Origin of the sequence: Peptoniphilus sp. BV3AC2, from assembly GCF_000478945.1 — a bacterium.
GTDB lineage: Bacteria > Bacillota > Clostridia > Tissierellales > Peptoniphilaceae > Peptoniphilus_B > Peptoniphilus_B duerdenii.
In genome coordinates, this window is the sequence record NZ_AWXD01000027.1 from 46,473 (window position 1) to 66,367 (window position 19,895).

At 37.1% G+C, this 19,895-nt stretch carries 21 protein-coding genes; 18 read left to right on the plus strand and 3 right to left on the minus strand.

Going from position 1 to position 19,895, the window contains the following annotated elements; genetic code table 11:
• The first annotated feature begins 7 nt into the window (after positions 1 to 7).
• The 5 genes from HMPREF1252_RS06845 (at position 8) to HMPREF1252_RS06865 (ending at position 2,754) form a co-directional block, all read left to right on the plus strand.
• Positions 8 to 346: a DUF1292 domain-containing protein gene (locus tag HMPREF1252_RS06845; RefSeq protein WP_023059941.1), complete on the plus strand. Its 339-nt coding sequence runs from the start codon at positions 8 to 10 to the stop codon at positions 344 to 346.
• The gene (locus tag HMPREF1252_RS06850) at positions 346 to 783 is read left to right on the plus strand and encodes a peroxiredoxin (RefSeq protein WP_023059984.1); all 438 of its coding nucleotides are present in this window, start codon (positions 346 to 348) and stop codon (positions 781 to 783) included. Before HMPREF1252_RS06845 ends, HMPREF1252_RS06850 begins: the two co-directional genes overlap by 1 nt.
• Positions 773 to 1,690 (plus strand): TIGR01212 family radical SAM protein, encoded by a 918-nt coding sequence (locus HMPREF1252_RS06855; RefSeq protein ID WP_023059971.1) that lies wholly within the window; start codon positions 773 to 775, stop codon positions 1,688 to 1,690. The genes HMPREF1252_RS06850 and HMPREF1252_RS06855 overlap by 11 nt, the downstream gene beginning before the upstream one ends.
• Positions 1,687 to 2,112 carry a hypothetical protein gene (locus tag HMPREF1252_RS06860; RefSeq protein WP_023059972.1) on the plus strand — a complete coding sequence of 142 codons (426 nt, stop codon included), beginning with the start codon at positions 1,687 to 1,689 and terminating at the stop codon, positions 2,110 to 2,112. The genes HMPREF1252_RS06855 and HMPREF1252_RS06860 overlap by 4 nt, the downstream gene beginning before the upstream one ends.
• A gap of 99 nt (positions 2,113 to 2,211) precedes the next feature.
• Entirely contained in the window at positions 2,212 to 2,754 is a 543-nt protein-coding gene (locus HMPREF1252_RS06865; protein WP_008901771.1) for a DUF6648 family protein, read from the plus strand.
• A 90-nt stretch (positions 2,755 to 2,844) separates the two neighbouring features.
• Here the strand turns inward: HMPREF1252_RS06865 and HMPREF1252_RS06870 are convergent, their stop codons facing one another.
• A complete protein-coding gene (locus HMPREF1252_RS06870; RefSeq protein ID WP_023059967.1) occupies positions 2,845 to 3,114 on the minus strand; it encodes a putative signal transducing protein in 270 nt (89 codons plus the stop codon).
• 930 nt (positions 3,115 to 4,044) lie between these two features.
• The gene (gene rpsD, locus HMPREF1252_RS06875) at positions 4,045 to 4,641 is read right to left on the minus strand and encodes a 30S ribosomal protein S4 (protein WP_023059965.1); all 597 of its coding nucleotides are present in this window, start codon (positions 4,639 to 4,641) and stop codon (positions 4,045 to 4,047) included.
• 169 nt (positions 4,642 to 4,810) lie between these two features.
• On the opposite strand from rpsD, the gene HMPREF1252_RS06880 reads away from it, so the two are divergent.
• The 6 genes from HMPREF1252_RS06880 (at position 4,811) to HMPREF1252_RS06905 (ending at position 13,352) form a co-directional block, all read left to right on the plus strand.
• Positions 4,811 to 6,079: an amidohydrolase gene (locus tag HMPREF1252_RS06880; RefSeq protein ID WP_023059957.1), complete on the plus strand. Its 1,269-nt coding sequence runs from the start codon at positions 4,811 to 4,813 to the stop codon at positions 6,077 to 6,079.
• Positions 6,080 to 6,083: 4 nt separating this feature from the next.
• Complete coding sequence (gene trpS / locus HMPREF1252_RS06885) at positions 6,084 to 7,073, plus strand: tryptophan--tRNA ligase (protein WP_023059970.1); 990 nt, start codon at positions 6,084 to 6,086, stop codon at positions 7,071 to 7,073.
• A complete protein-coding gene (pepF, locus tag HMPREF1252_RS06890) occupies positions 7,070 to 8,848 on the plus strand; it encodes an oligoendopeptidase F (protein ID WP_023059983.1) in 1,779 nt (592 codons plus the stop codon). The genes trpS and pepF overlap by 4 nt, the downstream gene beginning before the upstream one ends.
• Positions 8,849 to 9,118: 270 nt before the next feature.
• Positions 9,119 to 11,761 carry a valine--tRNA ligase gene (locus tag HMPREF1252_RS06895; RefSeq protein ID WP_023059973.1) on the plus strand — a complete coding sequence of 881 codons (2,643 nt, stop codon included), beginning with the start codon at positions 9,119 to 9,121 and terminating at the stop codon, positions 11,759 to 11,761.
• The gene (locus tag HMPREF1252_RS06900) at positions 11,758 to 12,747 is read left to right on the plus strand and encodes an asparaginase (RefSeq protein ID WP_023059953.1); all 990 of its coding nucleotides are present in this window, start codon (positions 11,758 to 11,760) and stop codon (positions 12,745 to 12,747) included. Before HMPREF1252_RS06895 ends, HMPREF1252_RS06900 begins: the two co-directional genes overlap by 4 nt.
• The gene (locus tag HMPREF1252_RS06905; protein WP_023059958.1) at positions 12,744 to 13,352 is read left to right on the plus strand and encodes a histidine phosphatase family protein; all 609 of its coding nucleotides are present in this window, start codon (positions 12,744 to 12,746) and stop codon (positions 13,350 to 13,352) included. The genes HMPREF1252_RS06900 and HMPREF1252_RS06905 overlap by 4 nt, the downstream gene beginning before the upstream one ends.
• Here the strand turns inward: HMPREF1252_RS06905 and HMPREF1252_RS06910 are convergent, their stop codons facing one another.
• Positions 13,353 to 13,628: a hypothetical protein gene (locus HMPREF1252_RS06910; protein WP_023059938.1), complete on the minus strand. Its 276-nt coding sequence runs from the start codon at positions 13,626 to 13,628 to the stop codon at positions 13,353 to 13,355.
• A 258-nt stretch (positions 13,629 to 13,886) separates the two neighbouring features.
• Here HMPREF1252_RS06910 and HMPREF1252_RS09335 point away from each other — a divergent pair, with 258 nt between their 5' ends.
• Genes HMPREF1252_RS09335 through HMPREF1252_RS06945 form a run of 7 tightly spaced genes read left to right on the plus strand, consistent with a single transcriptional unit; the run spans position 13,887 to position 19,681 of the window.
• Entirely contained in the window at positions 13,887 to 14,852 is a 966-nt protein-coding gene (locus HMPREF1252_RS09335) for a site-specific DNA-methyltransferase (RefSeq protein ID WP_023059962.1), read from the plus strand.
• Positions 14,849 to 15,616, plus strand: a complete 768-nt coding sequence (locus HMPREF1252_RS06920) for an Mrp/NBP35 family ATP-binding protein (protein WP_023059975.1) — start codon at positions 14,849 to 14,851, stop codon at positions 15,614 to 15,616. The genes HMPREF1252_RS09335 and HMPREF1252_RS06920 overlap by 4 nt, the downstream gene beginning before the upstream one ends.
• A complete protein-coding gene (locus tag HMPREF1252_RS06925; RefSeq protein ID WP_023059936.1) occupies positions 15,606 to 16,493 on the plus strand; it encodes an NAD(P)/FAD-dependent oxidoreductase in 888 nt (295 codons plus the stop codon). Before HMPREF1252_RS06920 ends, HMPREF1252_RS06925 begins: the two co-directional genes overlap by 11 nt.
• Positions 16,481 to 17,623: a thioredoxin family protein gene (locus HMPREF1252_RS06930; protein ID WP_023059981.1), complete on the plus strand. Its 1,143-nt coding sequence runs from the start codon at positions 16,481 to 16,483 to the stop codon at positions 17,621 to 17,623. The genes HMPREF1252_RS06925 and HMPREF1252_RS06930 overlap by 13 nt, the downstream gene beginning before the upstream one ends.
• Complete coding sequence (locus HMPREF1252_RS06935) at positions 17,620 to 18,237, plus strand: HAD family phosphatase (RefSeq protein ID WP_023059969.1); 618 nt, start codon at positions 17,620 to 17,622, stop codon at positions 18,235 to 18,237. Before HMPREF1252_RS06930 ends, HMPREF1252_RS06935 begins: the two co-directional genes overlap by 4 nt.
• Positions 18,234 to 19,274 carry a DNA polymerase IV gene (locus HMPREF1252_RS06940; RefSeq protein WP_023059939.1) on the plus strand — a complete coding sequence of 347 codons (1,041 nt, stop codon included), beginning with the start codon at positions 18,234 to 18,236 and terminating at the stop codon, positions 19,272 to 19,274. Before HMPREF1252_RS06935 ends, HMPREF1252_RS06940 begins: the two co-directional genes overlap by 4 nt.
• Positions 19,271 to 19,681: a PaaI family thioesterase gene (locus tag HMPREF1252_RS06945; protein ID WP_023059980.1), complete on the plus strand. Its 411-nt coding sequence runs from the start codon at positions 19,271 to 19,273 to the stop codon at positions 19,679 to 19,681. The genes HMPREF1252_RS06940 and HMPREF1252_RS06945 overlap by 4 nt, the downstream gene beginning before the upstream one ends.
• Positions 19,682 to 19,895: the final 214 nt, after the last annotated feature.

Here is a 19,895-nt window from a genome sequence, read left to right on the forward strand (position 1 = left end):
AGGAAATATGAAAAAAGTATATCACGAAGACTGCGGTTGCGGATGTGGCTGCGGACATGACCATGATCACGATTTAGAAAACGAAGAAATTGAAACAATGGTACTAACATTAGAAGACGATACAGAACTTGAATGTCAAGCTCTAGGAGTTTTCGAATTTGAAGGAAACGAATATATTGCACTAGTTCCAATGTCAGGAGAACTAGAAGATGAAATCATCGTATTCGGATATGAAGAACTAGAAGATGATGAAGTATCTCTTCACCAAATCGAATCAGACGAAGAATACGAAAGAATACTAGACTTCTTAGATACAATCATCGAAGAAGAGGAAGATGAAGAATAATGGATTTTAAATTAGATTCTACAAAGGGTGAACTAAGTCTAAAGGACTTCGAAGGCAAGACCCTTGTCCTATACTTCTATCCAAAGGACAACACCAGCGGATGTACAGTAGAAGCAGAAGGATTTCGCGATTTGTATGATGAATTTAAAAAACTAGGGGCAGAAGTAGTTGGAATTTCCAAAGACACTGTTAAGAGTCACATAAAATTCAAAGAAAAACTAAATCTCCCATTCGAGCTACTAGCAGACCCAGAAAGGGAAGTGCATAGGGAGTTCGACGTACTAAAAGCTGGTAAGATGTACGGCAAAGATGTAATCCGTACCATCAGATCCACATTTATCTTCGACAAAGAAGGTAAACTTGTAAAAGAATTTAGAGATGTAAAAGCTAAGACACACCCAGAAGAGGTGCTGGAATATTTAAAAAATGGTATATAATGAGTATTCCAAATTTTTAAGAGAGAAATTTCACGAAAAAGTATACAAGATCCCGATAAAAGTAGAAGGACTAAGCTGTCCAAATCGAGATGGAACCTGTGGAGTAGGCGGATGTATATTCTGTGGAGAAGAAGGCGGATCATTTGAAAATAGAGAAGGTAGCATAAAAGAGCAGGTACAGAAAAACATAGCTCATATAGAAGATCGCTACAACGCTCATAAATTCATAGCCTATATTCAAAACTATACAGCAACCTACATGGAACTAGAAAATTTCAAAAAAACCATAGAAGAAGCAGTTATGGCAAGTGAAAGGATAGTAGGCGTAAATATCTCCGCAAGGCCAGACTTCTTAACCGACGGGCATCTCGACTATTTGGAAAAATTAAATGAAAAGTACATGGTAACATTGGAAGTAGGACTTCAAACTCCCAACTACCACACACTAGTAAAGATAAATAGAGGTCATCTCCTAAGCGACTATATAGACGCAGTACAGAGAATAAAAAGAAGAGGGCTTCGAATATCAACCCATTTAATATTAAATCTCCCCTACGATGACGATTTAGATGCAATAGAAAGTGCAAACATAATCTCGGTACTAGGAGTAGATGAAGTAAAAGTCCACGCCCTATATATATTAAAAGGCACAAAACTGGGACAGATGTACCTAAATGGCGAAGTGGAACTGATCTCAAAGGAAGAATACGTAGATAGAGTAATACTATTTTTAAGACATTTGGATGAAAAAGTTGTAATCGGAAGACTACTCGGTAGAGCACCAGAGGAGAACACGCTGTTTTGCAACTGGGACACATCCTGGTGGAAGATTAGAGATGAAATAATAGAAAAAATGGAAAAAGAAGGCTATTACCAAGGTCAACTGAGAAAGGAAGATTCAAAATGATTAAATTTATTTTAGGCGCAAAAGGCGTAGGTAAGACAAGATGGCTAATTGAAGAAGCTAACAAAGATCTAAAAAATGGAAATGGAAACATTGCATTCGTAGACGTAGATGACGATCACATCTTCAGTCTTGATTACAACATAAGACTAATAAACGCAACAGACTACAAAATTGAAACACTAAACTCATTTTATGGATTCATTTGTGGACTATGCGCAATGGACTTTGACCTTCAAAAAATCTACGTAGATGGACTATACAAAGCACTAGACATAAACGTAGAATCACTAGAAGAACTACACAGAGAACTATCAAAAGTACCAGGACTAAAAGACAGAGAAATCTACATTAACGCAGAATATCAATTAGCAGACGTAACAGATTATCTAAAAGAAAACTCTCTAGAAGTAACAGGAGAATAAAATGAAGGACAATAAGACATTGGTAAGAGTCGTGGTAGTAATACTAATAATTGCCATGGTCCTACCACTTCTTGTACAAGGATTGTCATTTATATTATAATGAAGTCGGAAAACTGGTTTGAAAATTTTTTCGAACATAGGTCAAACCTCATCAAAAAGTACGAAGAAAAAATAATCACAAAAAAAGAATTTCTAAAATTAAATTACGAGTACTTCGTCCTTAAAATGAGAGGTCCATATATAAATATTAACAGCTATGAAAAGGCGATGTATAACTACCAGTACTACAACGCGGTTGCTAAGTACTACCGGATGTTGGCATCGTCTTATCGTTTTGATAAGAAGAAAAAAAGAAACTACAACGACTGTCTAAACATCTCAAACAACTACTACGATCAAAAAGATGGAGTAATCCTAGAAATACTAAGACTAAAAGATTACAAAGAAATCGAAGGCTACTATGTGGAGTGTAACTCAAAATCACTAATGAATACCCTGGTAGAAATAGTAGTAAAAGATGAAAAAGAAGCAATATTTCACACAAAATCAGAACGAATAATCGAAAAATTAAAAGAAAAATCTATATTTGACGAGAAATTGAGAGCATCATTAATCGACGGATATATAAACGAAAGGTACTAGGGGTACCTTTTTTTGTACAAAAAATCCCGATAAAAATCGGGATAATAAATTAAATGGAAAATTTTAAATAAAGAAATTAAAATTTTTGTATTAAATTTCTTCCTCGGGCTCGTAATTATCGAACTTTATACCATCAAAAGCATCGGCAACGAGATTTCTAGCCTTTTCATAGATAAAATCCGGCACATAAATAGTAGCACCATAGATGCTAGAACCACCGATAATTCTCATAATACTACCAGCCTCATCGTCCTTGACTATGAAAGGAATCTCATCCTCTTCAAACATGGAAGTAATAAGATCATACTTAACTCTGTCAGAAACAGTAACAAGTTTAATGAATTTAGGATCATTATTCATACAATCACCTCAGTAAAATTATACCCAGAAAGATGGGAAATAAAAATCAGGCGTGGAAGTAAAATAAATAATCATCCAAACTTAACCACACCAGAGTTATACCCATTCGACTACGACGGTTCCGTTAAAACTCCACCGTCTCCGCTCAGGGTGACCGCCTTCCTTTAGGACTATTTGTAAGACTACCTCCCAACTACAGTCACCCTTATAGAGCGCCATCACGCCCACGTGGTCATCCTGAGCGAACGAAGTGAGTCGAAGGATCTGACCGCTATTTAACCTATCTTTGCAATTATTTTTTTATAAAATCTCCCAACTACAGTCACCCTGAGCGAAAATGACACAGCCAAAGGCTGAGTCATTGAAGTCGAATTGGTATAACACGTGAAGAGCAAGTCTTACCAACTGACCTATCCCATAAAATCCTTAATCACAAAACTTCTACAAAGACAATCCCAAACCACAACAGGTGATTTTTGCTTTCGGCGTTAAGAAATTTTCCACTGTCTGAGCGTAGCGAGTTTGGAAAATTTTAGCCGAATAAAAAAATCACTACCAAAACCTCCTCAATGCGAGGTGGGTAGAGGGAGCTCGAGGGAGAAGGGAGGAAACTGCGAGTCTCGAAGAGAAAACCGCAGGTTTTTTCGAGAGACGTTAATTCCCTCCCTCTCCCTCGTAAAAAAAGATTTGAAGAAGAAAAAATTTGTTCTGGTTATGTAAAAGATATTTATTTATCTTTATTATAATTTTACATTTTTGTCTTGTGTAGGTTAAATATAGGTCAGATCCTTCGACTCACTTCGTTCGCTCAGGATGACCAGATATAGGTATTGACCCACTAGCGTGACTGTATTCTTCAATTTATTTATCCCCACTAAACTTTTACAAAAAATAAAAAACTCCCAACCAGAAAAGGGAGTTTTTTGTAAATTACATATTCTTTGAGTAGAACTCAACGATTAGTTGGTCTTCAATTTCGATAGGAATATCTTCTCTACCTGGTACACTTGTAAGTGTTGCCTTGAAGTTTTTATCCTTTGAAATGTATGGGTAACTTGTTACGAAGTTAGTTTCAAAGTTTTCTTTGAAAATTGCTGATTTCATTCCTCTTGGTGAAAGTGAAATCACATCTCCTGGCTTGCATCTGTAAGATGGAATGTTAAGTTTCTTTCCATTTACATGTACATGTCCGTGAGATACTAATTGTCTTGCTTGTCTAATAGAATTTGCAAATCCCATTCTGTAAGCAAGGTTGTCAAGTCTCATTTCAAGGAATTGAACTAGAGCTGTACCTGTTTGTTCAGGTGCTTTTTTAGCTTCTTTGAAAAGATTTACGAATTGTTTTTCAAGTACGCCATAGTATGCTCTTAGTCTTTGTTTTTCTAAAAGTTGTTTTCCGTATTCTGTTAATTTCTTGTCGGATCTTGCGGTTCCCTTAGTCATTCTCTTGTTTGCTTTTGGGTGACCACATACGTTTAATCCTAGTCTTCTAGATTCTTTGAATCTAGGTCCCATCATTTTTGCCAATATTATTGCCTCCACATAATTAATTTTCGCCGCGAAAATTTATGCCTCTAACATTATATAAGACATTGGAAAAATTGTAAAGTCTACAGGATAAATTTTTCAATAAACTTTATAAAAATTATTATATTAGTTATAATATTAAGGTAGTAATAAATTATTAGGAGCGATTATGTTAATTAAAAATATTTCGGTGCTAGATGTAATCGGTGGGAAAATCCTTGAACACCAGGACATCTACATAGAGGGAAAACTCATCAAAAAGATTGGCGAAAATTTAAAAATAGAAAACGACCAAATTATCAACGGAGAAAATAAACTAGCTGTGCCTGGTTTTGTAAATGCTCACACCCATCTTGGCATGAGTCTTTTTAGAAATTATGCTGATGATATGGAGCTGATGGAATGGCTTGGCGAAAAAATCTGGCCCATCGAGGCAAAGCTAAATCCAGAGGACGTATATATCGGTTCTCTTATGAGTATGGCTGAGATGATTAAATCTGGTGCAACCACTTTTTGTGATATGTATTTTCCAATCGAGCCCTTATATCGCGCGATGGAAGAGATTGGAATAAGAGGTGCTATTACGAGAGGCATGATGGACGTAGAAGACGGTTCTATCTCCATAAGAGAGCACAAGGAAGGCTACGAGAAATATAATGGAGCATTAGATGGAAGGGTTACTCTTTTCCCAGGACCTCATGCAATCTACACTAGCTCTACTGAATATTTAAAAGAAGTTATTGAAGTTGCAAAAGAGTACGGCGGTAGAATCAATATCCACCTTAGTGAAACTGAGACGGAAGTTAAAGATTCACTAGAAAAATACAATATGACTCCTATTGAGTATGTAAATTCTCTTGGACTTCTTGAACTTCCAACGGTGGCTGCCCACTGTGTGCATATTACTGATGAGGAAATAGAGATTGTAAAGGGCAAAGAATTCTATCCTGTCTACAATCCAAGCTCCAATCTAAAACTTGCAAGTGGATTTACTCCTGTTAAGAAACTTCTTGCAAATGGGCTCAAGGTTTGCCTTGGAACTGATGGTTCTTCTTCAAACAACAACCAAAATATGTTGGAAGAGATTCACATCGCATCCATCGTAAACAAGGCTGTGGAAATGGATCCAAAGGCTGTGAAGGCGATAGAAGTTTTACGAATGGCGACTATAAATGGAGCAGAGGCTCTAAATATAAATGCAGGAGCCATCGAAGAGGGAAGGCTTGCAGATATTTCCATCTTTGATTTAAATTCTCTAAACTTCACTCCAAAGAACAACCTCATATCCGCCCTTTGTTACTCTGCATCAAGCGAGGACATAAAGACAGTTATAATCGATGGCAAAATCGTGCTAGACGATAGAAAATTTGTAAATATTGACGAAGATAAACTTATAAAAGACGTAAACGAAACGATGAATGATTTAATTAGTAGGTGATAAAATGGATAAAAAAATCGTATATTCAGGCATCCAACCTTCAGGTAATCTAACTCTAGGTAACTACATCGGTGCCCTCAAAAATTTTTCAGAATTACAAGACGAATACAATTGTCTTTACTGTATAGTTGACATGCACGCAATAACTGTGCCACAAGTTCCAAAGGACCTTAGGGCGACTAGTCTAGATTTAGCATCCCTATACTTAGCTGCAGGACTTGACCCAGAAAAATCAATTCTATACATCCAATCCCATGTTAAACAACACGCGGAACTCTCATGGATTCTAGGAACTATTACAGGACTTGGTCAACTCCAAAGGATGACCCAGTACAAGGACAAGGCTGCAAAACAAAAGGAATTAAACGCAGGACTACTATTTTATCCTGTGCTAATGGCAGCGGACATTCTTCTCTATGGTACAAACTTCGTACCAGTAGGAGATGACCAAACCCAACATATAGAACTTACCCGCGATATTGCAGAAAGATTCAACTCCAGATACTCAGAAACCTTTGTCATTCCAGAGATGATGAGAGCGAAAAAGGGAGCAAGAATCATGTCACTTCAAGATCCAACTGCCAAGATGAGTAAATCTGATCCAGATGAAAATGCAAGCATCTATATCATTGAAGACGATAAGGCTACGGCGAGAAAGATAAAACGTGCAGTGACAGACTCAATTGGAATAATAAATTACACAGACGATCAACCTGGACTTAAAAATTTAATCGACATCTACTCAGTATTTGCAGATTTAACTCCAGAGGAAATCGTGAAGAAGTACGAAGGAGTTGGCTACGGAGTATTTAAAGATGAACTTGCAGAACTAGTTGTTGACGGACTTAGACCTGTTAGAACGAGATTCAAAGAAATCAGACAAGATAAGACTTATTTAGAAGAAATATTAAAAGCAGGCGACGAAAAAGCAGAAAGACTGGCTGAACGCACAATGAAAAAAGTAAGAAGAAAGGTAGGATTTGTACAGCTATGAAATTACCACTAAGAAGTGAAGTTAAAGAAGAATTAAAATGGGATATTACCAGACTCTACAAGGATAGAGACGCAGTAAAATCCGATATAAAATCTGCTAGTGAAATAGCAGACAAGATGGCAGAACTTAAAAATTTAAAGACTAAAGAAGAACTTAAAAATTTTCTAGATCTATACGAAGAACTTATGATTAAAGTATCTAGACTTAGCACATACTCAGAACTTATTTCCACCACAGATATGACAGATACAGACAATGTAAACTTCGCAAACACAATAGACATGAGTTTTTCTCCAATCTTTGAAAAGATCAGCTTCGTTGAAAATTTAATCCTATCTCTAGATGAAAAATTAATAGACGATTACAAAAAAACTTATGAAGATTACCATGTATTCCTAGATAGTATTTTGAGAATGAAGGGTCATGTTCTATCAGACGAAGAATCCAAAGTCTTCGCATCACTATCCTATGCACTAAACGGACCTTACAACACCTATGAAATTTCAAAACTTGCAGATATGAAGTTTGACAGTTTCGAAGTGGATGGAAAGACTTATGAAAATTCCTACGTTCTCTTCGAAAACTTCTACCAATACCACGAAGATTTGAAGGTGCGTAGAGCTGCATTTGAATCTTTTTCAAAGACTCTAGAAAATTATAAAAACACAACTGCAAGCCTCTACGAAATGTATCTAAATATTGAAAAGACCAAGGCTACTATGTGTGGATTCGATTCTCTAATCGACTACCATCTATTTGGACAAGATGTAAAAAGAGAACTATATGATAGACAAATAGATGTAATCATGGAAGACCTCGCTCCAATTATGAGAAAATTTGAAAAATTAGTTCAAAAATTCTACGGAATAGATGAGATGCACTTTGCAGATTTAAAACTTCCAATAGACAAAGAATTTAGCAAAGAAATTTCTGAAGAAGAATCTTGGAAGTACGTCGAAGAAGCCCTATCTATAATGGGAGGTGAATATCTAAAAGTAGCCATGAGTGCAAAGACAGATAGATGGGTTGACTTCGCATCAAATGTGGGTAAATCCACTGGAGGATTCTGTTCAAGCCCATACAAAAAAGGATCCTACATCCTTCTATCATGGACTAGAGAATTTGCAGAACTCTACACCTTGGTACACGAAATCGGACACGGAGTTCACTTCCACTACGCCCAAGAAAATAACAAGGCACTTGAAGAAGAACCATCCCTATACTTTATAGAATCACCTTCAACTTGCAACGAAATCTTGCTTTCAAAATACCTTTTAAAGAACACAACAGACGAAAGATTTAGAAGATATATTCTTGCAAACATGATTACAAACACCTACTTCCACAACTTCGTAACCCACCTACTAGAAGCTCACTACCAAAGAGAAGTCTACTACCTAGTTGACAAGGGAGAACCTATAAATGCGGATATCTTATCAGAATTAAAACTTAACACCCTTAAGAAATTCTGGGGAGACGAAATAGTTATGGATAAGGGAGCAGAACTCACCTGGATGAGACAACCTCACTACTTCATGGGACTATATTCCTACACATATTCAGCAGGACTTACCATCTCAACCAACGCAGCAAACAATATCTACGAAAAAGAAGATGGAGCAAAGAACTGGATCGAAGCCCTTAAAGCAGGCGGCACTTTAAAGATTGAAGACCTTGCAAAACTTGGTGGAGTGGACATAAGCACAGACGCTGCCCTTAAAAATACCATCGCCTATATAGGAAGTATAGTTGATGAACTTGAAAAACTTATTTAAAACGAAAAAATTTGTGATATAATAAAACATAATATAATAGATGATAGGCTTTGAGGAGTAGAGATGGATTCTTTTTAGAGAGAAATCGGATGGTGAGAGATTTCAAGATGAAGTTTTGAAGGTTGCAAAGTTAATTTCACACGTTGATTACGATATAATCTTTGAGAGCCCAGCAACGGGAATTAAGGTGGTACCGCGTCCTTCGTCCTTATGATGAAGAATGCGGTATTTTTTATATCAATATCAAAAAATAAATTACGAGGAGGATTTATGAAGAGCTTAGATAAAACATATGATCCGAAATCATTTGAAGATAGACTATATGATTTTTGGATGAAGGGTGGATACTTTACCCCGGAAATAGATAAGAATAAGAAACCATTTACAATTATGATGCCACCACCAAATGTAACGGGAAACCTACACATGGGTCACGCACTTAATAACACTTTACAAGATATTTTAATTCGTACCAAGAGAATGCAAGGTTACAGTGCCCTTTGGGTACCTGGCACAGACCACGCATCCATCTCCACAGAAGCAAAAGTTGTAGAGAAGATGAAAAAAGAAGGCAAGACCAAGGAGATGATCGGCAGAGAAGGATTCTTGGAAGAAGCTTGGGACTGGACTCACAAGTACGGCGGAAATATCAAGAACCAACTTAAAAAACTTGGAGTTTCCTGCGACTGGACAAGAGATAGCTTCACATTGGATGAACATCTTTCAAAGGCGGTTGAAGAAGTATTCATAAGACTTTATGAAAAGGGATTAATCTACAGAGGGGACAGAATTATAAACTGGTGTCCATCTTGTAAGACAGCTATCTCCGATACAGAAGTTGAACACGAAGATATAGAAGGTTCAATTTGGTACTTCAAATATCCGTTCGTAGATGGAGATGGATTTGTAGAAATCGCAACCACAAGACCAGAAACAATTCCTGGAGACTTGGCAGTTGCAGTAAACCCTAAGGACGAAAGATACTTCGGTCTAGTTGGCAAAAAGGTTCGTGTGCCTATTCTAGATGGAATAGAAATTCCTATTATAGAAGACGACTATGTAGAACTTGACTTTGGAAGTGGTGCCGTTAAGATCACACCATCCCACGATGTAAATGACTTCGAAGTTGGAGAAAGACATAATCTCGGACAAAAGAAAATTTTCACCGACGACGGACATTTAAATGAACTAGCTGGCAAGTACTGTGGACTAACCATAAAAGAAGCGAGAAAGAAAATCATCGAAGACTTCAAAGAACTTGGATACTTTTCAAAGGAAGAAAAACACGACCACGCAGTTGGAGTTTGCGAAAGATGTAAGACAACAATAGAACCACTTATTTCTAAACAATGGTTCGTTAAGATGGAACCACTTGCAAAACCTGCACTAGAAGCATACAAAAGGGGCGAAGTGAACTTCATCCCAGAGAGATTTGCAAAAGTATATGTAAATTGGCTTGAAAATATTAGGGACTGGTGTATCTCAAGACAACTATGGTGGGGACACAGACTTCCTGTTTACTATGTGGAAGAAACTGGCGAAACCATCGTTAGTCGTACCGATCCATCCCTAGATGAAAAATATAAAGGACTAACTATAAAACACGACGAAGATACTTTAGACACCTGGTTCTCATCAGCGCTATGGCCATTCTCAACCCTTGGTTGGCCGGACAAGACTGCGGACCTAGATTATTTCTTCCCAACAGATGTGTTAATCACAGGCTACGATATAATTTTCTTCTGGGTTTCTAGAATGATCTTTAGTTCTCTAGAACAAATGGGAGAAGTTCCATTTAAGGATGTACTATTTACTGGACTTGTAAACGACGCCCAAGGAAGAAAGATGAGTAAGTCTCTCGGAAACGGAATCGACCCACTAGAAGTAATAGATAAATATGGTGCAGACGCACTTAGATTTACACTTGTAACTGGAAATAGTCCAGGAAACGACATGAGATTCTACTACGAAAGAGTAGAAGCAAATAGAAACTTCGCCAATAAACTTTGGAACGCATCTAGATTTGTGCTAATGAACCTAGAAGATAGCGATGCAGAAAAAGTGCTAGTGGTAAATGCATTTACTCAAGAAGATAAATGGATTCTAACCAAACTTCAAGAAACTATTGACGAAGTGACAACCCACTTGGATAAGTATGAAATCGGACTAGCAGCAAACGAAATCTACGACTTTATCTGGAATGAATACTGTGACTGGTACATCGAAATGGTTAAGCCAAGACTTTATGGTGAAGACTCTCCATCTAAGACTGCAGCCAAAGAAGTACTTCTAAAAGTTCTAAAAGATATTTTGAAACTACTTCATCCATTTATGCCATTTATCACAGAAGAAATATATTCTCACCTACCAGGAGTAGAAAAGGCTATAATCGTAGAAGATTTCCCAGTAGTGGATAAAAAATTAATCTTCAAAGAAGACTTTGACAGAGTTGAATATCTAAAAGACGTTATAAGAAAGATTAGAAACGCAAGAAGCGAACTAGACGTACCTAATAGCAAGAAATCAGAACTTTTCGTAAAGACAGAAGATGCAGAAATCAAGAAGACCTTTGAACTTGGAAGAGAAACTCTTCTTACATTAGGATTTGGAACTGAACTCATCTTCACAGAAGAAAAGATCGAAGATAGCGTATCAATCGTACTAGATAGGGCAGAGCTTATGCTTCCTATGAGTGAGCTTATAAACTACGCAGAAGAATTAGAAAGACTCGAAAAAGAAAGCGAAAAACTTACCTCAGAAATCACAAGGGCAACTAAGAAACTTGCAAACGAAGGATTCGTTAAAAAGGCACCAGAAAGCGTAGTTCAAGAAGAAAAAGACAAACTCGTTAAGTACGAAGAAATGAAAGTACAAGTTGAAAATAGAATAGAAGAGATCAGAAAAAAACTATGAAAAAAATACTTTTACTAGCAACCGGGGGCACCATAGCCTCCGTTGCTACTGAAGATGGACTAAGTCCAGGTACAACTGCAGAAGAACTTCTATCCTACGTGCCAGATGTAAAAGAGTTTGCTGATGTAGAAGTAAAACAGATTTTAAATATAGATTCTACCAATATTGAGCCGGAGCACTGGCTTCAAATCGCAGAAGAAATTAGAAAAAACGATGGCTACGACGGATATGTAATCACCCACGGAACAGACACCATGGCTTACACCTCCGCCGCACTATCCTATTTAATTCAAAACTTCAACAAGCCCATAGTCCTAACTGGATCACAAAAACCTATTACAGATTCCATAACCGATGGAGTTAAAAATCTTATGGACGCAATTAGATTTGCATCTCAAGACGATGTGAGAGGAGTCTATGTGGTTTTTGATGGAAAGGCGATCATCGGTACCAGGGCAAAGAAACTAAGATCTAAATCTTATTCCGCCTTTGATTCTATAAATTATCCAGTGGCGGCATTTATAGATGGACCGAGAATATTTAGATATGTGGACGAGAGAAAAGATACCTGCGAGCCAACCTTCTACAATGAACTAAATCCAAAAGTGTTTTTACTTAAACTAACTCCGGGAATGGAGCCGGATATTTTAAACTATATCTTTAAGTTCTATGACGCGGTAGTACTAGAAACCTATGGTGTTGGAGGAATTCCCTTCGAATCTAGAAGAAATTTCTTACAAGAACTTAGTAAACACAAGGACAAAGTGGTGGTCCTATCCACTCAAGTAATGCTTGAAGGCTCCGACGCGAAGACCTACGAAGTTGGATATAAATTCCTAAAGACCGGCGGAGTAATCGAAGCCTATGACATGGTGGTTGAATCCTGTGTGGTAAAACTCATGTGGATCCTAGCAATCACAAAGGACCCAGAAGAAGTGAAGAAACTCTTCTACACCCAAGTAAACAAGGATATCCTTTTGACATGAAACTATATATAACGAGACATTCAAAAACACTTTGGAACACATTGGCAATCAACCAGGGACATCTCGATTCGCCACTTACAGAAGAAGGCATCGAACTTGCCCTGAGTTTAAGAAAATATAAAATAAAATTCGACAAGGTATTTTCATCGGATCTTTATAGAGCCTACCACAGTGCGAGGCTAATCGTAGGAGATGAAGTTGAAATAGAAAAAACTCCACTCCTTAGAGAAATAGACGTAGGCATGTGGAGTGGAAAAAGTCTTGAGAGAATCAGAAGAGAACACAGAAAATCCATAGACACCTACTTCAAAGAGCCGCAAGATTTCAGAAATCCAAGCGGAGAAGATCTCTACGATCTCATGGAAAGGGTGGATAGATTCTTTAACGAATGTATATTTTATAAGGATTATAAAAATGTGCTAATAGTAACTCACGGAGTCACCCTCTGTGCAATCTTAGATTATATAGAAAAAGTGCCAATGGAGAAATTTTGGTCCAATGGCAAAAGAAGAAATTCCCAATACAACTTGGTAGAATGTAGAGGGAATAGATTAAAAATTATAAAAAAAGCTCCTAAAAGTAAAAATAGGAACTATTCGCTGTAGTCATAACCGTCTACAGCTAATTTTTTTGAAAATAAAAAGCTGGAGAACTATCTTCATAGTGTCATCTTTAAATTTAAGCATATTGTTTACATATATATCGAAGCCGTCCACTTGAAACATTCTGTAGCTACCAGTATCTGGCACGCCTTTTGTAACTTCAAGTTCGCAGATTCCAGACACGCCGCAGCAGCCTTGAAGACCGTGATCAATATGGAAAGACTTCATATCTTTTTTTAAAAGGTATTCTTTTACCCCTTTATCAAATTCAATTTTCATAATATCACCATAATTATTCTACTAAATAATAGAAACATTTTCAAGAATTGTGAATAAATGATATAATTAACTCATGAGTTATAGAATTACACTTTCGGATATTTTAAGAGACGACGGCTCTCTAATAAAAAATAACGCCGAGAGAAATTTAAAAATTAATAAAAAAATTAAAAAATTCTAGATGGCAATCCAAAAAACTTAGTCGTCCTTGCAGATGGTTTTGAAACCATAAATTTTCTAAAAGAAAATAAAATTCTCGTGGACTTAATCTATATTGACCCACCATTTAATACTGGCAAGACCTTTGGCATAGAAATTGATGCGGGAGATGAGAAGATCTACAAGGATTGTTATGAGGACAACTTGGATAAGGATGAATTCTTACTTTGGATGTATGAGATTCTTACAAGACTTAAAGATCTTTTAAAAGAAACTGGATCCATCTTTCTTCATGTGGATTATAGAACATCCTCGGAGTTAAAACTCATAATGGACAAGATATTTGGCGATAGTAACTTTGTAAATGAAATCATCTGGTCCTACAAAAGCGGCGGTGCCGGGAAGAAATCTTTTTCCAAAAAGCATGACAATATTCTATTCTACTCAAAGGATTATAGGCAAAAAATCTTCAAGCCACTGAAAGAAAAATCCTACAATAGAGATTTTAAACCCTACAAATTTAAAGGTGTGAAGGAATACAAAGACCATCTCGGCTACTACACAATGGTAAACATGAAGGACGTGTGGAACATAGACATGGTAGGACGGACCTCATCGGAGAGGGTGAAATATCCGAGTCAAAAACCTTTTGAACTTCTAAGAAGAATCATCGAGTCGACCACGGAAGAAGGCATGACTGTGCTAGATATATTTGGCGGTTCAGGATCCACTGCAAAAGCTGCATCCATCTTGAAAAGACACTATATTCACGGGGACATATCCGAATATTCCTGCTCCGTTGCAAGAGAATATTTAAAAGATGCAACATACTTTTCAAATCGTAAATTCGAATTTAGAAGTGAATTTATAAATGGAGAGTTTACTTGCGAAATAGAAAATGGCGGCGAACTTAAAAGGGAATATGTAAAGAAAATCATGGTTTCAGAGGACGGAATTCAGTTCCAAGATTTCAAAGATTACTCAGAAATAAATAAAGAAAGATATAATTACATATATTTAGAAAATATATTTGGAAAATTTAAAGTAATAGAGGTAAGAAAATGATTGAAAAATTTAAACAAAACGAACACAGTAATATCGCTCATGTAGTTGGAGTTGTCTCAGGCAAGGGAGGTGTGGGTAAATCCACAGTTACTACAGCCCTTGCAGCAGAACTCACTAGAAGAGGAAAGAAAGTCGGCATCCTAGATGCTGATATAACAGGACCATCCATTCCAAAGGCATTTGGCATGGAAGAGATGGCACTTTCAAATGGACAAGAAATCCTACCGAAAGAATCTAACGCAGGAGTAAAAGTAATCTCTGTAAATTTAATCCTAGGAGATCCGACCCAACCGGTACTATGGAGAGGACCAATCGTTGGTCAAGCAATAAACCAATTTTTTAAAGATGTAAGATGGGGAGATTTGGACTACCTACTTGTGGACATGCCACCGGGAACAGGAGATGTAGCACTTACAGTATTCCAATCACTTCCACTCGATGGAGTGGTCATAGTCTCAACCCCACAACAACTGGTAGGACAAATCGTAGAAAAATCTATAAACATGGCTAAACTTATGAATATAAAGGTGCTTTCACTGGTAGAAAACATGAGCTACTTCATATGCCCATCCTGCATGGAAAAGCACTACATCTTCGGCGAATCAAACATAGATGAGATTGCAAAGAAACACAAGGTAGAAAATATATCCAAGCTACCATTTGACATGACCAACGCAGAAAACATGGATCATGGATATGGAGATGATATATTTATTAAAGAATTAGAACCAACAGTAAAGGAGATTTTAGAACTTGAAAACTAGAGTATGTATTGTCGGAGGAGGTCCAGCAGGACTAACCGCCTCTCTATACCTATTAAGAGCAGGCATCGACCACGTAATTATCGAAAAGAACGAATACGGTGGAAATATCCTAGAAGCTATATCCATCAAGAACTACCCAGGAATCGTGGATATTTCTGGAAGAGAGTATATCATGTGCCTAAGAAGTCAAATCGACCTATACGATGGCAAATTTATAAGAGGCTCAGTAACCAATATTGAAAGAGAAGGAGACAAATTTAAAATCTCCACAAAGAGAAGAGAAATCGTATCAGATTACTTAATCATAGCAACAGGAACCAAGAGACTTAGCTCAGGAATTGAAATCCACAACTTTGACAACACATCATTCTGTGCACTATGCGATGGAAGCAATTTCAAAGGCAAGTCAATCAGCGTCATAGGAGCGGGAAACAATGGAGTGGACTCTGCAATCTATCTATCAAACATTGCAAAAGACGTGACTGTTTTCTCTGATGTAGATACACCAAGCTGCGACCACACCACCTATGAAATGGCAAAGAATATAGAAAATATAAAATTTGAATTCAATGCAAAAGTTACAGACGTATATAGAGACAAACTCGTATACCAAAAAGATGGCAAAGAAGTAGAATTCGAAACAGAAGGAACATTTATCTACATCGGATTTACACCAGAAACAGAAATCTTTGACGAAGTTAAAAAAGATGAATATGGCTACATCTATGTGGACAAGAATCTAAAGACCTCAGTGGACAAAGTATATGCATGTGGAGACTGTATCGAAGGATCCTTTGGACAACTTGTAACAGCCCAAGCAACTGGAGCACAAGCTGCCATAAGTGTAGCAAAGGAGCTTAGAAAATGCGCCTTTTAATCTCAAGTTCAAACTATCTATATGAATACAACGAAGGTAAATTAAATAAAATAAAAAAGGGTTCATTCTGGAAAAAATCCGGACCAAACTATGTCTACAAAGACGCCTACCACGGCAAAGAAAAATTAGAATTTAAAGGAAATGTAATCGACTTTTCAGAAGATTACTTCATAGTTAAGACGAGATTTTTCCAAATGTACAAGGGAACAGACCTAGTGCGTACATTTAAATTTGATGTAAACTCCATCCAAGTTTTGAAAGAAAATATATATTCAAGACAAGGGGACATGAGATTTGCACCAGGAAATATCCTTATAGGTTCACCAGAATTTGTAGCAATCTATGACGAAAGTTTAAACCCACTCTACGAAGTTACAGCTCTAGAACTTGGAGTAAATGAAATAATAGATGCTCGCATGATTGCAGAAGGGCAAAAAGGAGCAGGTCACCTTAGAATAATCGCAAAGGATAACCTAACTGTACTAGAAATAAATCCAATCACAAAGATTGCATATAGTACAATCAACTTCAAAACCATGGGTTTAATTGAAGGCATAAACGACTACGCCTTCAATGTGAAGAACAGAGCCCAAGTGTTAAATGTAGAAGATAAAGTGGTACTAGTTTTAAATGACCTTGGAATTATATTGGTCTATGATGAATACTACAAATTCCAAGAAAAGATAGAACTTCTAAAGACTCCAATCGACTTCTTAACACCATGTTTTGACGGAGTAGACAAAATCGAAGAAGATGATTATAGACAATATATCGACATGTACGGATCAAGAATGGAACACGAAAATATCAGAAGAATGGACAAGATTAACAAGACTGGTACATCTGTACTTAATATGGACGACCTACAAGAACTTACAGACGGAGTAATCATCTATGGAAGTAGAGACTGTGTTCACTGCGAAGGAGCCATCGACATGGTATCCGATGCCCACAAGGAATTTGATTTCAAATCCTACTACATGGACCTATCAGACGAAGAAATGTATAGAAAAGAAAAAGATATCAAATCTTATCCAACCACTGTAATTCTAAAGGATGGACAAGAAAAACATAGATTCGTAGGCAAACTAAACTATGAAGACTTCCTAGAAAAATTGGAGGAAGAATGAAAAAATTCGCAATCTTCGACTTCGATAAGACTATAACCGACAGAGATTCTATAAAGATTTTATGGCAGACCTATGGAAAGAAGATGGGAGTGCACTTTCTTCTACAAGGAATATCCATCGGAATTAGCTTTATTGGGTACAAGTTCACCGGAGATTTCAATCCTACCAAGAATAAATTGGCGAAAATCTTTGACTATTTGACAGAAGAAGATATAGATGAATTTGTAAACGAAGTCTTGCCAAAATACTACTACAAAGACGCACTGGAAGAATTAGAAGAATTAAAAAAAGATGGATTTGAGCTACTACTAGTCAGCGCATCCTACGAAAATTACATGAAAAAAGTCGGGGACAACCTCGGCTTTGACTTTGTAATCGGGACCCGTCTCGGCAGATTAAACGAACTCATAGGAAACAACAACCGTAGAGAAGAAAAGGTAGCACGCATAGAATCCTATCTAGAAAATACAAAGGAAGCCATCGACTACGACAATTCCAGATCCTACTCCGACTCATATAGAGATGACAAGTACATGATGGAACTGACCGCCAATAGATACTTGATCAACTCCAATGTGAGAGAAGAAGGATTTAGAAACTTAGTGTGGAAATGATACTGCACGTAGATATAGATGCATTTTACGCATCTGTTGAAGAATTAGACAATCCAAATTTAAAAGGAAAACCAGTAGTAGTGGGAGGTAGAAGCAGAAGAGGAGTCATAACAACCGCAAATTATGAAGCGAGAAAGTTCGGACTCCATTCCGCCATGCCCATTTTTATGGCGAGAAGCCTCTGCCCGCAAGTAATCATCGTGCCGGGGAGGATGTATCGCTACAAAGAAAAAAGCATCGAAGTTTTCTCCATATTAAAAACCTACGCAAAAGTAATAGAACAGGTCTCCATCGACGAAGCATACCTAGATATAACCGGTACAGAAGACGGAAGAGAACTTGCAATAAGGATAAAATCAGAAGTCAAGGAAAAGACGGGGCTCACCATCTCAGTAGGACTCTCCTACAACAAATTTCTTGCGAAAATCGCCTCGGATTGGAACAAACCAGATGGATTTATGGAAATCGACGAAGACATGGTGCCGGAGATTCTATACGACCTGGACATTTCAAAAGTCCATGGCATTGGAAAAGTCTCAGAAGATAGACTAAGAGAGCTTGGAATAAATAATGTCAAGGATTTAATGAATCTAAGCCGTGAGTACATGACCTTGGAATTTAACAAGATGGGGCACGAACTCTACGACAGAATAAGAGGCATCGACAGAAGAGAAGTAAAAGGCGACAGAAAGAGGAAATCCATCGGAGTTGAGAGGACATTTACACCGACGGGAGATGAGAAAATCCTCTACGAATATATCGACAGATTCTCAAGAGAACTCTCGGAAGATCTAAGACGGATAGACAAGTCCGCCATGACCATCACAATTAAAATAAAGACGGATAAATTTAAAATCCATACCATCTCCAAAACATTTTTGAAAAGCATGGAAAAGTACGAAGATATAAAAAATATCGCAGAAGAACTCTACGACAAACTCGGAAATAGAGAAAGACTAAGGCTCCTTGGCATCACCGCATCGAGCCTAGTGGATAGAAAAAAGATACAGCTAAATTTTTGGGAGAACAAATATTGAAAGACAAGAAACTCTTAGCAAAAGAACTGACAGGACCATTTATCGAAGAAAATAACATCACCTATCTTGGAAGAGAAGGCGACGACTACAGGCTCAAGATGGAAGGGGACAAGAAACATCTAAACGCCTTTGGGATGTACCACGGCGGAGTCCTGTTCACCTTGGCGGACACAGCAGCGGGACTACTCATGATAGACGATGGCAAAACCGCAGTGACGATGCAGTCAAACGTCAACTTCGTTGGAAATATAAACGGAGGCACACTTTACACCCACACTCGCTACATTCACAAAGGTACAACCACCTATGTAGTAGAAGCAGAAGTGAGGTCCGAAGATGGAGTGTTATTACTCATAGGAACATTTACATTTTACGCATCAAAAGCACTTAAAATAGTTAATCTTTAGTTAATTTTAAGATTAGCTATTTTTTTGTACACTAAATTGTAAAAACAATGTAAAATTTCATGAAAAAATGTTGATTTTAACTACATCAATATTATATATATTGATAGCATGTGATATAATAATACTATATGTAAACTGATAAACTAGGATACTTGTACATAAATCAATTATCTACAAAATTATCAATTTAAATAATAATATAAATAATCTATCG

Excerpts from the sequence above, each read along its gene's own strand:
- HMPREF1252_RS06845 (WP_023059941.1), top strand. The coding sequence starts at position 8 with ATGAAAAAAGTATATCACGAAGACTGCGGTTGCGGATGTGGCTGCGGA.
- HMPREF1252_RS06850 (WP_023059984.1), top strand. The coding sequence starts at position 346 with ATGGATTTTAAATTAGATTCTACAAAGGGTGAACTAAGTCTAAAGGAC.
- HMPREF1252_RS06855 (WP_023059971.1), top strand. The coding sequence starts at position 773 with ATGGTATATAATGAGTATTCCAAATTTTTAAGAGAGAAATTTCACGAA.
- HMPREF1252_RS06860 (WP_023059972.1), top strand. The coding sequence starts at position 1,687 with ATGATTAAATTTATTTTAGGCGCAAAAGGCGTAGGTAAGACAAGATGG.
- HMPREF1252_RS06865 (WP_008901771.1), top strand. The coding sequence starts at position 2,212 with ATGAAGTCGGAAAACTGGTTTGAAAATTTTTTCGAACATAGGTCAAAC.
- HMPREF1252_RS06870 (WP_023059967.1), bottom strand. The coding sequence starts at position 3,114 with ATGAATAATGATCCTAAATTCATTAAACTTGTTACTGTTTCTGACAGA.
- HMPREF1252_RS06880 (WP_023059957.1), top strand. The coding sequence starts at position 4,811 with ATGTTAATTAAAAATATTTCGGTGCTAGATGTAATCGGTGGGAAAATC.
- trpS (WP_023059970.1), top strand. The coding sequence starts at position 6,084 with ATGGATAAAAAAATCGTATATTCAGGCATCCAACCTTCAGGTAATCTA.
- pepF (WP_023059983.1), top strand. The coding sequence starts at position 7,070 with ATGAAATTACCACTAAGAAGTGAAGTTAAAGAAGAATTAAAATGGGAT.
- HMPREF1252_RS06895 (WP_023059973.1), top strand. The coding sequence starts at position 9,119 with ATGAAGAGCTTAGATAAAACATATGATCCGAAATCATTTGAAGATAGA.
- HMPREF1252_RS06900 (WP_023059953.1), top strand. The coding sequence starts at position 11,758 with ATGAAAAAAATACTTTTACTAGCAACCGGGGGCACCATAGCCTCCGTT.
- HMPREF1252_RS06905 (WP_023059958.1), top strand. The coding sequence starts at position 12,744 with ATGAAACTATATATAACGAGACATTCAAAAACACTTTGGAACACATTG.
- HMPREF1252_RS06910 (WP_023059938.1), bottom strand. The coding sequence starts at position 13,628 with ATGAAAATTGAATTTGATAAAGGGGTAAAAGAATACCTTTTAAAAAAA.
- HMPREF1252_RS06920 (WP_023059975.1), top strand. The coding sequence starts at position 14,849 with ATGATTGAAAAATTTAAACAAAACGAACACAGTAATATCGCTCATGTA.
- HMPREF1252_RS06930 (WP_023059981.1), top strand. The coding sequence starts at position 16,481 with ATGCGCCTTTTAATCTCAAGTTCAAACTATCTATATGAATACAACGAA.
- HMPREF1252_RS06935 (WP_023059969.1), top strand. The coding sequence starts at position 17,620 with ATGAAAAAATTCGCAATCTTCGACTTCGATAAGACTATAACCGACAGA.
- HMPREF1252_RS06940 (WP_023059939.1), top strand. The coding sequence starts at position 18,234 with ATGATACTGCACGTAGATATAGATGCATTTTACGCATCTGTTGAAGAA.